At 72.9% G+C, this 12,803-nt stretch carries 7 protein-coding genes; 3 read left to right on the forward strand and 4 right to left on the reverse strand.

The window, feature by feature from the left end:
* Positions 1-26 precede the first annotated feature (26 nt).
* Positions 27-3,404, reverse strand: coding sequence for an ATP-dependent helicase (locus tag NF4_RS24080; RefSeq protein WP_063129636.1), 3,378 nt, complete (start codon positions 3,402-3,404; stop codon positions 27-29).
* Positions 3,401-7,384 (reverse strand): ATP-dependent DNA helicase, encoded by a 3,984-nt coding sequence (locus NF4_RS24085; protein WP_063129659.1) that lies wholly within the window; start codon positions 7,382-7,384, stop codon positions 3,401-3,403. The genes NF4_RS24080 and NF4_RS24085 overlap by 4 nt, the downstream gene beginning before the upstream one ends.
* A 96-nt stretch (positions 7,385-7,480) precedes the next feature.
* Between NF4_RS24085 and NF4_RS24090 the strand changes: the two genes are divergently transcribed.
* Together NF4_RS24090 and NF4_RS24095 are read left to right on the forward strand one after the other, a co-directional pair.
* Entirely contained in the window at positions 7,481-8,257 is a 777-nt protein-coding gene (locus tag NF4_RS24090; RefSeq protein WP_063129660.1) for an alpha/beta hydrolase, read from the forward strand.
* Complete coding sequence (locus NF4_RS24095; protein ID WP_063129637.1) at positions 8,257-8,553, forward strand: MGMT family protein; 297 nt, start codon at positions 8,257-8,259, stop codon at positions 8,551-8,553. Before NF4_RS24090 ends, NF4_RS24095 begins: the two co-directional genes overlap by 1 nt.
* A gap of 20 nt (positions 8,554-8,573) precedes the next feature.
* On the opposite strand, the gene NF4_RS24100 is transcribed toward NF4_RS24095, so the two are convergent.
* Positions 8,574-9,365: an amino acid ABC transporter ATP-binding protein gene (locus NF4_RS24100; protein ID WP_063129638.1), complete on the reverse strand. Its 792-nt coding sequence runs from the start codon at positions 9,363-9,365 to the stop codon at positions 8,574-8,576.
* Positions 9,362-10,840 (reverse strand): ABC transporter substrate-binding protein/permease, encoded by a 1,479-nt coding sequence (locus NF4_RS36800; protein WP_232330626.1) that lies wholly within the window; start codon positions 10,838-10,840, stop codon positions 9,362-9,364. The genes NF4_RS24100 and NF4_RS36800 overlap by 4 nt, the downstream gene beginning before the upstream one ends.
* Before the next feature lie 176 nt (positions 10,841-11,016).
* Between NF4_RS36800 and NF4_RS24110 the strand changes: the two genes are divergently transcribed.
* Positions 11,017-12,803 (forward strand): NTP transferase domain-containing protein (locus NF4_RS24110; RefSeq protein ID WP_063129639.1); only part of this gene is annotated, 1,787 nt, incomplete at its 3' end.

Raw genomic sequence — 12,803 nt, forward strand, 5'->3', positions numbered from 1 at the left:
CGCCGCGGGCGGCGGGCTGCCGGAACCTAGCTCTCGTCCCCGTCCCGGCGGGTCGAATCGGTGAGCAGCGCCGCCAGCTCCGCCGGACCGGGTAAACGCTCGGGCGCCACCGTGCGACCGCTGCGCACATAGTGGAAGGCGGCGCCGATCCGGTCCAGCATCCGCTGTTCCGTTTCGCCGGTACGCGCCGCCACCAGCCGCGCCCACGCCAGCCGGTAGACCGCCAACTGCACCGCCACCGCGGCTTCGTCGGCCGGGCCGGGTTCGGCGCCGGTTTTCCAGTCGACGACGGTCCAGCCGCCGCCGGGTTCGGCGAACACCGCGTCCATCCGGCCGCGGATCACCACCCCGGCGATGGTGGTCTCGAACGGCACTTCGATCTCCACCGGGCGGCGCGCCGACCAGGGCGAGGACAGGAACGCGTCCTGCATCCGGGCCAGTTCGGCGTCGGCGGCCGCCCCCGCGTCGGCCGCACCGGGCAGATCGTCGAGGCCGGGCAACTGGTCGGTGGCGAACCAGCGCTGCACCCAGGCGTGGAAGGCGGTGCCGCGGCGGGCCAGCGGATTGGGCGGATAGGGCAGCGGGCGGCGCAGCCGGGCGGCGAGCCGGCTTGGATCGGCCCGCATCTCGACCAGCGCCGTCGCCGGGAGCTGGGTGGGCAGTTCGACCTCGGCCGCGGCGTCGGCACCGGCCCGGTATTCGGCGAGCAGCGCATCCACATCGGCGATCCAGCCGTCGGGATCGTCGCCGGAGTCGGGCACCTCCGCGCCGGCGGCGAATTCCGCCAGCGCCGCGTGGACCAGCGCGGCGCCCGCTTCGATATCGTCGCGACGGGCGCCGAGCGGATCGCCGGGCCAGGACGCGGTCACCGGGGTGGCCGCCAGCGGATTCGGTTCGCCGGGTTCGGGATCGGCGGCCCAGCAGGCGATCTCGACCCCGCTGCCGGGCTGCTCGGCGGCGGTTTTCACCTCGAGCAGGAATTCCGACGGGCCCTTCGGCTTGTCGCCGGTTTCGGGCCAGTGGTGCGCGGAGACCAGCAGGACGCGCTCGGTCCGGGTGAGCGCGACATAGAACAGTCGGCGATCCTCGTCGAGCCGCCGCCGCGCGAGCGCTTCTTTGTGCGCGGTGAGGCCGCGCTGCAACTCCGCGCGGTCGGTGACCTCGGACAGATCGAGAACCGGGACACCGTCCGGGGATTCCGCGGTGGCCCGGTCACCGCGCAGCGAGGTGGGTAGTTCGGCCAGGGCACCGAGCCAGGTGTTCACGCCGCGGGTGGACGGGAACACATCCCGGGTGACGTGCGGTACCGCGACCACCTCCCATTCCAGTCCTTTCGCGGCGTGCACGGTGAGCACCTGGACCCGGTCCGGGGCGACCTCCACCTCGCCGGGTTCCAGACCGTTCTCGACCGATTCGGCGGCGGTGAGGAAAGCGAGCAGACCCCCGAGGGTGGCTCCGGTGTCGTTCGCGAAACCGGCGACCACTTCGGCGAAGGCGTCCAGATGTTCGCGGCCGGCGCCGGAACCCGCGAGCGCGCGCCGGGCCTGGCTCTCGACGCCGACACCGATGGTGCGTTCCACATCGGCGACCAGTTCGGTGAGCGGCTGTGCCGCCCGTTCGCGCAGCATCGCCAGTTCCCGCCCCAGCGCGGTCACCCGCCGGTATCCGGCCGCCGAATAGCGGTCCGGCGGACCGGGATCGGCGATGGCGTCGGCCAGGCCGGCCCGTTCGGCGGGTTCGGGGGCCACGTCGTGCAGGGCCGCCGCCAGGGTGGTGGAGTCGGTGATATCGCCGCCGGGGTCGCGGGTGATGGACAGTTCCCGGGCCCGCCGGGCCAGCGCGGCCAGATCGGCGCTCCCGATCCGCCAGCGGGCACCGGTGAGGATCCGGACCGCGGCGCTGCCGGCGGCGGGGTCGGCGACGAGACGCAGGGTGGCGACGATATCGGCGACCTCCGGGGTCGACAGCAAGCCGCCCAGACCGACGATCTCGACCGGTAACCCCTGCGCCCGCAACTCTTCGGCGAGTTCGGCGGCGTCGGCGTTGCGGCGGATCAGGACCGCGGAGGTGGGCGGTGGCCGGTCGGCCGCCCGGGCCTCGGCCCAGTGCGCGGCGATCCGTTCGGCGATCCACCGGCGTTCGCTCGCGACGGTATCGGTGAGCGCGAGCGCGACGACACCCGGTTCCGCACCGGGTTTCGGGCGCAATGGGTCGACGGTGACGCCGCCGCTGTCCCGGGCCGCCGCACGCAGTGGTTCCACAACCATATTCGCCAGATCGAGCGCCTCGGGCGGGTTGCGCCAGCTGGTCAGCAGCGGCAACACCGGCGCCGGGACACCGGGGGCGACCGGGAAGTCGGTGGTGAAGCGCGGGAGATTGGCAGCCGAGGCGCCGCGCCAGCCGTAGATGGACTGCATGGGGTCACCGACCGCCGTCACCGCGAGCTCGCGCCGCCGCGCACCGCCGGACCGCGGGCCGCGCTGTTCCGGGTAACCGGCGCCGAACAGCGCGGAAAGGAGGATGCGCTGGGCATGGCCGGTGTCCTGGTATTCGTCCAGCAGCACCAGCCGGAAACGGGCACGTTCGGCGGTGGCGACATCGGGGTGCTCGGCGGCCAAGCGCGCCGCCAGCGACATCTGGGCCCCGAAATCCAGGGCGCCGCGCTGGTGCAGGGTCTCCCGCAACTGCTGGACCAGCGGCAGCAGCGCCACCCGCTCGCGCTGTGCGCGCAGGATCGACAGCAGGTCCTTGTTCGGCCCGCCGCGCTGCCGCGGACCGGGCGGCAGCGTGTGTACGAGTTTCTCGAGTTCGGTGTGCGCCTCGGCGAGTTCCTCCGGTTCCACCAGATGTTCGGCCAGCTGCCCGGACAGCGCGAGTACCGCCTCGGTGACCGTCAGCGGCGAACGGTCGGTGTCGAGGTCGCCGTCCCAGCCGCGCACCACCTGATGGGCGAGCTGCCACAGCTGGGTTTCGGTGAGCAGCGCCGCCGACGGCTCCACCGGCAGCAGCAGGCCGTGTTCGCTCAGCAGCCGGCCGGCATAGGAGTGGTAGGTACTGATCTCGGGTTCGGCACCGGCCAGGGTGGCGCGCAGTTCGCCGGAGGGGTCGAGATCGCGCAGCAACCGGGACCCGGCCAGCCGGGCCAGCCGGGTGCGAATCCGGGCGGTGAGCTGCTGGGCGGCCTTGCGGGTGAAGGTCAGCCCGAGCACCGCCTCCGGCGTGACCAGGCGGTTGGCCACCATCCAGACCACCCGGGCCGCCATGGTTTCGGTTTTGCCCGCACCCGCTCCGGCCACCACCAGCGCCGGACCGGGCGGTGCGGCGATCACCGCGGCCTGTTCCGCGGTCGGCGCCGGGAGCCCGAGTGCGTCGGCCAGCTGTCCCGGCGAGACCCGGGCGCTCACTCGTCGGTCACCTGGCGCCCGGCATCCTGCACCGGGCAGCTGTTCTTCACGGCGCAGTGCCGGCAGCCCTCGTTGCGGATAGCCAGGAAACCGGGGCCCGCGGTGCTCGCGGCCGCGGCGTGGATGGTGTCGCGCCAGGTCTCCAGTGCTTCGGCGTCCAGTGCGGGCTGGACCCGCTCCTTCGCCACCCCGCCGGCCGCCGGCAATCCGACGTACACCAGTCGTGCGCCGCCGGGTTCGGGATCACCGGCGCTCTCCTCCAGGGCGCCCGCGGCGGCGGCGACCTGGTAGGTCGCCAACTGGGCGTGCTGGGCGGCGTCGGCTTCGCTGACCGGATTCTTCCCCGTCTTCACATCGACGATGACGAACCGGCCGGCGGCGTCCCGTTCCAGCCGGTCGATGCGGCCGCGGATGCGGACCTCGGGCGTCTCGTCGCCGGGAGCGGGCAGCACACAGTCGACCGGCACCTCGATCCCGGCCTGGGTGAGTTCACCGCGGGTGGTACGCACCCAGGCGACGAACGCGTCCAGCATGGCCTCGGTGCGGCGCAGTTCCTGCCGGGAGTACCAGCTGGTCTCGGGGTCGATACTGGACCAGCTCCGGGCGAGTTCGGCGCGCACCTGATCCAGCGGTACCCGGCCGGCCAGCGCCTGGACCAGGGTGTGCACCAGGGTTCCCTTGACCGCGTGGGGGTTTTCGCCGTCGGATCCGCCGTGACGTTCCAACGCCCACCGCAGCGGGCAGGTCCGCAGCAGCTCCACCGTGGAGGGCGACAGCGCGATCGGTGCGTCGTCGTCCCACAGGGTCTCCGTCGAGCTGAGTCCGGGGACCCCGTACCAGTCGTCGGGCGCGGTGCCGGGAATCCCGGCCAGCGCGAGCCGGGCCAGTTGCCGGGCGGCACGGCGGCGGCGTTCGTCCCCGGCGCCGGGATCGCAGACCGCCGCGCGTAGTTCGGCGATCAACGCGTGCAGGGCGAGTACCCGGCCGGGTTCGGCGACCGGAATCGCACCGGGCTCCCCGCCGGTATCACCGCCGAGCAATTCGGTCAGGAACCGGGAAGGCACCAGATCACGTTCGCCGGTCACCGATTCCACCGCCGTCACCAGCAGCGACCTGCGGGCCCGGCTGCACGCGACGAATAGCAGCCGGCGCTCCTCGGCCAGGATCGGCGCGGCGCGGCTGACCCGTTCGGTGATACCGGCGACCTCGTCCACCAGATCCTCGGTGTGCAGCAGCGTCCCCCGCGGGCGCGGGTCCGGCCAGATCCCCTCCTGCACTCCCGCGACCGCGACGACCTCCCACTCCCGGCCGGCCGCCGCGTGGGCGCTCAGCAGATCCACCGCCTCCTCCCGCTGCGTCCGCACCGCCCGGTCCTGTGGGATCTGCTGCTGGAGCAGGTATTCGACGAAGCCCTCGATGGTCGCACCCGGTAGACGGTCGGTGTAGGCGGCCGCGGCGTCGAACAGCGCGACGGCGGCGTCGAGATCACGATCGGCCTGCATACCCGCCGCTCCCCCACGCCGGGACTGCGCCAGCCAGCGCCGCTCCAGCCGCGACCCGGTCCACAGCGCCCACAGCACGTCCTCGAGGCCGCCGCCCTCGCGCCGGACCCGGCGGGCGCGGTCCAATGCGCGGGCCGCCCGTTCGAGCGGGGCGATCTCGACCTGGGTGAGGCCGGCCACGATCCGGTCATCGCCCGAGCCGAGCAGCAGATCCCGCAGCACCTCCACCGAAGGCCGGTCCGGGGCGGAGCCGCGAGGGCCCGGTCGCTGGTCGGACATACGGCCGGAGTCGACCGGTTCTCCGCTGTCGGTGCCGGTACCCGGCCGGCCCACGGGGCTCCGCGACTCGAATCGAGCCGCTTCCGCCCCGATGGCCACCTCGGAATCCTCGCCCTCACCGGGGTACGGCTCCGGCGGAAAATCCTCTTCGTCCACCGGAGGTTCCGGTGGGAGGCCGTCCCACGGGTCGTCACCGACGCTCTCCTCGTCGATCCCGTACCAGTCCGCGTCGGCGCGATGCCGGCTGACATCGGCGAACAGATCTCGGGGTGGGAGCTCGTCGAGGGAATCCTCGGCCCGGTAGGTGTCGAAGGCGGGCGGTTCGCGCACCGGCTCGGGCGGGAAGTCCGATGGCGCGGCGAAGTCCGGGCCGGGGATGCGGGCAGGGTCGGAGCCCGGGGTACGGGCAAGGCCCGGGCCAGGGGCACCGGCAAGGTTCGGGCTCGGCGCGGCGTCGAGGTCCGGATCCGGCGCACCGGCGACGTCCGGTCCCTGGGCACCGGCGGGGTTCGGGGTGCGGGCGAGTTCCACCGCGGCGCGGCGGATACCGCGACGCAGGCGCCGCAGGCTGATCGCATCGGCCCCGCCGAGCGGTCCGGCCAGGAGGTCGAGCGCCTCGTCGGGACCGAACAGGGATTCGGTGGACCCCGCGCCACGTCGCGTGGCTTCCCCGGCGAGCACGGCCCGCAGCGCCAGCAGCATCCAGGCGGCGCCGCGGCGGCGGGCCAGCGGGATATCGTTCGCGGGTTGCGCGATCGGGACCCCGGCCGCCAGCAGGGCCCGGCGCAGCGGCGGCAGCAGCAGTGGCACCGAGCGCACGATCACCGCCATCTGTGACCAGGGCACGCCCTCGGTCAGATGTGCGCGGCGCAGATGGTCGGCGATCAGTGACGCTTCCTTGGCGGGGCTGCCGAGTACCCGCACCCGTACCTCGGCCGGGACCGGCGGTTCGGCGCCGGTATCCGAGGGCAGCTCACCGCGTTCCGCGGGACCGAGGTCGGCCCGGGTGGTGCGATGCGGGACGAGCCCGGGCAGCCGCGACGCGATCCGGGCGGTGGCGGTGGTGATGGCCGGACCGGACCGGTGGTTGTCGTAGAGGACGATGCGCCGCCCCGGCGGGGAGTCCTCGGTGAGGAACCGCGAATCGGCGCCGCGGAAGGTGTACACGGCCTGGTCGGGATCACCGGCGATCACCGTGGTCCCGGCCCCGGCCGCCAGCACCCGCACCAGCAGCGCCGCCTGCGGGTCCAGATGCTGGGCGTCGTCGACCAGCAGACAGCGCAGCCGGGCCCGTTCGGCCGCCAGCAGTTCGGGATCGCCGGCCAATGCGTCCAGCGCGGCGCCCACGAGTTCGGCCGCGTTCAGGGCGGGCGCCGATGCCTCGGGCGCCGCCACTCCGACCGACCAGCGCAGCAGCATCGCCTGTTCATAGCGGGACGCGAAATCTCCGGCCGCGATCCAGTCGGGACGGTCCCGGCGCCGGCCGAGATCGATCAGATCCTCCGGGCCCAGACCGCGTTCGGTGGCACGCAGCATGAGATCGCGCAGTTCGTCGGCGAACCCGGTGAGCCCCAGGGCGGGCTGTAACCGCCGCGGCCACAGGTCACCGGCTCCGGCGGCGATATCGGCCATATCGCCGCGCAACATCTCGCGCAGCACGGCATCCTGCTCGGCACCGGTGAGCAGCCGCGGCGGCGGATTCCCGTGCCGGGCGGCCTGCCGGCGCAGGATCCCGAAGGCGTAGGAGTGGATCGTGCGGGCCAGCGGCTCCCGGGTCGCGCCGGCGACGCCGGGCACCGCGGACGGCGGACCGATCGGCTCGGCGAGCGCGAACAGCGGGTCGGCCGCCGGCTCGGCGGACACAGCGGCCGCGACTACGGGGGCGCACACTGTCCAGTTGTCCAGCCGTTCGGTGAGCGCGTCCCGGGCGGTCGCCGCCGCCTGTTTGGAATGGGTGAGCAGTAGCACCGACTCGGGATCCGCACCCGCCGCGAGCCGCGTCGCGGCCACATCGATCAGCAGAGCGGTCTTCCCGGTCCCGGGCCCCCCGAGAACTCGCCAGATCCGGTTCGGGCCCGGTTGCGTGGCGGTAGCGGACGGCGGGGCGGCGAACAGCGCGCCGATATCGGCTCCCCAGGTCCGAGCCCGGGGAGCCGCCGTTTTCCGGCGCACCAGCCGCACCGGCTTATCCGAACGCACCACGACGGCTATTGCAACAGACGGCGCCGACACCGCGGGTACCACGTCGGAACCGCACCCGCCATGGTGTCGGAGCGCTCGGCTAAGAATGTCATTGTGTCCACACTGCATGTTCACCGTTTCGGCCCGGCGACCGGCCCGGTGCTGCTGGCCCTGCACGGCCTGACCGGCCACGGGAAACGCTGGGAGGCGCTGGCCACCGAGTTCCTGCCCGATCTCCGGGTGATCGCCCCCGACCTGCGCGGACACGGCCGTTCCACCGCACTGCCGCCCTGGGACCTCGAAACGATCGTCACCGATCTGGTGGCGCTGATCACCGCCGAAACGGCGGAGCCGGTGGTGGTGGCCGCCCACTCCTTCGGCGGGGCGTGCGCATTGCATCTGGCGCGGCGGCACCCGGAGCTGGTCCGCGGTCTGGTGCTGCTCGATCCGGCCGTCGCATTGGACCCGACGTGGTTACACGAGATCGCCGAGGCCACCCTCGGCTCGCCGGATTACACCGATACGGACGAAGCGCGGATGGACAAACTGGCGACGGGCTGGGGCGCGGTCGCACCGGAGCTGCTGCGCGCCGAACTCGACGAGCACCTGGTGCCCGCCGCGGGCGGCCGGATGCGCTGGCGGGTGGATACGGCGGCACTCATCGCGTATTGGGGTCAGCTCGCGCGTGACCTGGTACTTCCCGAGCCCGGTCTGCGCACCGCGCTGGTCCGGGCCACAAAGGTCGATCCGCCGTTCGTCACGCCCGGACTCCGCGCCGCACTGGCCGACCGGCTCGGCGCGGCATTGACCGTGCACGAATGGGATTGCGAGCATATGGTCGCCCAAATCCTGCCGCGCGAGACCGCGGCGCTGATCCGGGCGGCGTTCTGATGGTCACCAGCGACGCACAGATCGAACGCGTCCGCGAACTGGTCGCGGCGATTCCGCCGGGCCGGGTCGCGACCTACGGCGATATCGCCGCGGCGGCCGGACTGTCGACCCCGCGGACCGTGGGCTGGATCATGCGCACCGATGCCGCCGACCTGCCCTGGCACCGGGTGCTGGGCGCCTCGGGCAGACCGGCCGCTCACCTCGCCGACCGGCAGCTGCGGCTGCTCGCGGCCGAGGGCGTGCCCGTCACCGACGGCCGGGTCACGCTGCGTACCGCACGTCACCGGTTCGACTGAACTGCGCCCGGCCGGTCCGGTCAGCCGGGTTCGAGCACACGTTGCAGGAAGCGCCGTGTCCGCTCTTCCCGCGGCTCGCCGATCACCTGGTCCGCCGGGCCCCGCTCGACGATGGCGCCCTCGTCGAGGAACAGGACCTGATCGGCCACCTGCCGCGCGAACCGGATCTCGTGGGTGACGATCACCATCGTCCAGTCCTGGGTGGCCAGGTCCTTGATCACCGCCAGCACCTCACCGACCAGTTCGGGGTCCAGCGCCGAGGTCGGCTCGTCGAACAGCACCACCCGCGGTTTCAACGCCAGGGCCCGAGCGATCCCGACCCGCTGCTGCTGGCCTCCCGAGAGCTGGAACGGGTAGGCGTCCGCACGGTCGGCCAGACCTACCTGCGCCAACAGGGTCCGTGCCTCGGCGACCGCTTCCTCCCGGGGCCGCCGCTGGGCGACGACCGGACCTTCGACGATGTTCTCCAGCACCGTGCGGTGCGGGAAGAGGTTGTGCGACTGGAAAACCATTCCGCTCTGGGCGCGCAACCGGCTCGCCTCCCGGCGCCCTGCCCGGCCGCGGGGCAGCCGGGCGAAGTCGATCTCCACATCGCCGATGCCGACCACCCCCCGCTCCGGCGTGTCCAGCACGTTCAGTGAGCGCAGCACCGTGGTCTTGCCCGATCCCGAGGGGCCCAGCAGGACGGTCGCGGTCCCCCGCCGGGACTCGAAGTCGATACCGCGCAGCACCTGCCGGTCGCCGAAGGACTTCTCCAGGCCGCGCACCCGGATCCGGGCGGGCTCGGTGTTCTGGTCGGTGGTGTCGGTCATTTCGCCACATACCTGTCGAGTCGGGTCTCCAGTCGTTTCTGACCGGCGGAGAGAGCCACGCAGATCACCCAGTAGTACAGCGCGGCGAATGTGTACAGCGCGAGGAATTCGTTGCTCTCGGCCGCCGCGAGCTGAGCTTCCCGGAACAGTTCGGTCAGCAGGACCACCGAGCCCAGGGAGGTGTCCTTGAGCAGTGAGAGCAAGGTGTTGGACAGCGGCGGTACCGCGGTCCTGGTCGCCTGCGGAAGGATGATGCGGCGCAGTGTCTGCGCGTAGCCGAGGCCGACGGTGGCCGCCGCCTCGAACTGTCCCTTCGGCACGGACAGAATCGCCGACCGGATCACCTCGGCCGCATAGCCGGCCACATTGAGGCTGAACGCGATCACGGCCGCGAGGAACGGATCGAACTTCAACCCGATCTGGGGTAGCCCGTAGAAGACGATGAACAGCTGGACCAGTAGCGGTGTACCGCGAATGATCGAGATGAACGCACGGGCCGGTCCGGCCAGGACCCGGTAGGAGGAGATCCGCGCGAGCGCGACCAGCAGCGCGAGCACGAGCCCGATCGCGAAACTCAGCGCGGTCAGCGGGATCGTCACCTTCACCAGCCCGACGAACATCGGCCACGCCGCCCCGCGCAGCACCTCCCAGGTGTCGCGGTGACCGCGCCCCTCGGACAGGTCGGCGCTGCCGCCGTCGGGTACCGACACATCGGCCCGGAAGTATTTCTGTGAGATGGCGGTGAGCGTCCCGTCGGCGGCCAGCGCGGCGATCGCCCGGTTCGCCTGGTCGAGCAGGGCCGGGTCGTCCTTGCGGAAGGCGAGGACCTGTTCGCTGGTCTCCGAGCCGGCGTCACCGGCGATCTCGATATCCGTGGACCCGGTGCCGGCCAGATAATCGAGCACGGCGATGTTGTCGTTGACGATCGCATCGACCCGGCCCTGGGTGAGCAGCGCGGCCGCCTGCGCGAATCCTTCGACCGCTTCGACGTCGGCACCGGCGTCGCGCGCCACCCGAGCCCAGTTGCTGGTGCTCGACTGCGCGGTGGTCCGGCCGGCCAGATCGTCCAGGGTCCGGATGCGCTCGTCGCCCGTGCGCCGGACGACCACACCGTGGGAGTAGGTGTAGGTATCGGACAGACCGTATTTCGCCCGGCGCTCGTCGTTGACCGAGACCTGGTTGGCGATGACGTCGATCCGGCCGGAGTCCAGCGCGGGAAAGATCGCGTCCCACTGGGTCTCGACGAATTCGAGATCCCAGCCGGCCCGGTCGGCGATCGCCTCGATCACCTCGATGTCGTAACCGGTCAGCTGCCGGCTGCGCGGATCGTGGAACGAGAACGGCGGATAGGTGCCCTCGGTGCCGACCCGGACCACCGGCCGGTCGGGCTCCTGCGCCGTCGCCACGCCCGGCTGCGTGGCCCCGGCGAGCACCAGCAGCAGGGACAGCACCATTCCCCTGAGCATTTGTCGCATCGGCGACCCCCTCATTTCGGCCGGACCCGGAATCCGGCCCTCCGGAGGGAGAGTAGTGCGCTCCGGGGCCCCGCGCCGCGCGGACCGGCGGCCCGCAGCCGCCCCACCGGTCGGAAATACCGGCGGTCGGCACCTCCGGGCCGACCATCGTCCCAGACGGCGAATAGCATGACCGTATGCCGAATTCTCCGCTGGCCCCGGACGTGATCGTGCTCGCCGGGGGGCGGGCCAGCCGTATGGGCGGCGTCGACAAACCGGGCCTCGTGGTCGGCGGGCGGTCCATGCTGCAGACGGCACTGACCGCGGTGGCCTCCCTCGGGCGCACGGTCGTGGTGGGGCCGCCGCGCCCGGAACTCGCCCCGCATATCGTGCAGACCCGGGAACCGGAGCCGGGCTCGGGGCCGGTCGCGGCCGTCGCCGCCGGCCTGGCGGCGCTCGGTGCCGAACCCGCGCCCAGGGTCGTCGTGCTCGCCGCGGACCTGCCGTTCCTCACCGACGCGGCGATCGACGAACTGGTGCGGCGCAGCGACGATTTCGATGCGGTGTTCGCCGCCGACGCGGCCGGGCGCCCGCAGTACCTGATCGGTGTGTGGCGGACCGAACAGCTCGCGGCCCGGCTCGGTGAACTCGACAGCGTGATCAACCAGCCGATGAAAGCCCTGGTCCCGCTCCGCACGAATATCGTGGCACTGCCCGGGGTCGACGACTGCGATACGCCGGGTGAGATCGCCGCGGCCCGGACCGCGCTCGGCGACCGGGGCACCGGCGCGTCCGCGCCCGCCACGCCCCGGGCCGACACCGCGGCGGTATCACTCGACCGGGCCCGGGAGCTGCTGTGTACCGGCCTGTCCCGGCTCCCGGAACGACAGGCGGATCTGCACGCGGTGCGTGGTGCCGCCCTGGCCGCACCGCTCACCGCCGCCGAGGCCCTGCCCCGCTTCGATGTCTCGGCCATGGACGGGTACGCCGTCGCCGGGGACGGCCCGTGGGAGCTGCGCGCCGATATCGGTTTCGCCGGCGGGCAGCGACCCGACGGGCTGCGTCCGGGCGAAGCGGTGCGGATCGCCACCGGCGCCCAGGTCCCGGAGGGCACCACCCGGGTACTGCGCGACGAATTCGCCCGGATCAGCGGCGACCGCGCCTTGCACCGGCTCCCGGAGACCCCGCTGCGCTCCGATATCCGCCGGCGCGGCGAGGACCGCACTCCCGGCGACGAGATCGCACCGGCCGGCACCGCGGTGACGCCCGCGCTCGTCTCGGCCGCCGCGGCCGTCGAGGTCACCACCGCCACGGTCCGTGGCCCGGTGCGCGCTCGTATCGTGATGACCGGCGACGAGATCCGCAGCAGCGGGCCCCTGCAGGCAGGCCAGACCCGCGATTCGATCGGCCCGATCCTGCCCGATCTGCTCGCCGCCCACGGCGTCGCGGTGCTCGACCGGGTGCATCTGCGCGATACCGCCCACGGTTTCGACCAGGTCCTGGCCACCACGGCCGACTGCGATCTCCTGGTCGTGGTCGGTGCCACCGGTGGGGGCGCCGCCGATCAGCTGCGCGGCGCCCTCGACCGCTGCGGGGCCCGCCTCCTGGTGTCCCGGCTCGCCCTGCGTCCGGGCGGGTCGACTGTGGTCGCCGAACTCTCCTCCACCACCACAGTTCTCGGACTTCCCGGCAACCCCTACGCGGCCATCGCCACCCTGCTCGCCCTGGTACCCGCGATCATCGGCGGCCGTACCGGCGCACCCGCGCCCCGCCGGGCCCGCGGACCGCTGCGCAACGCGGGCGAGATCTCCGGGCCGGTGGCGCGGATCGTGCCCGCCCGGTACGCGACACAGCCCGGCGGCGGCTGGGTGGGCGATCCGGCGATCCGCACCGCCCACCTCGGCGGTCTCATCGACCGCGACGGCCTGGTCGTCGTGCCCGCGGGGGCCCGCGACGACGACCACGTCGAGTTCATCGCACTGGT

Source organism: Nocardia fusca NBRC 14340 (assembly GCF_001618425.1).
GTDB classification, from domain to species: Bacteria; Actinomycetota; Actinomycetes; order Mycobacteriales; family Mycobacteriaceae; genus Nocardia; species Nocardia fusca.

What these genes read in the sequence shown, in the direction of transcription:
- NF4_RS24095 (WP_063129637.1), top strand. Translation starts at nt 8,257, where the DNA reads ATGGTCACCAGCGACGCACAGATCGAACGCGTCCGCGAACTGGTCGCG.
- NF4_RS24100 (WP_063129638.1), bottom strand. Translation starts at nt 9,365, where the DNA reads ATGACCGACACCACCGACCAGAACACCGAGCCCGCCCGGATCCGGGTG.
- NF4_RS36800 (WP_232330626.1), bottom strand. Translation starts at nt 10,840, where the DNA reads ATGCGACAAATGCTCAGGGGAATGGTGCTGTCCCTGCTGCTGGTGCTC.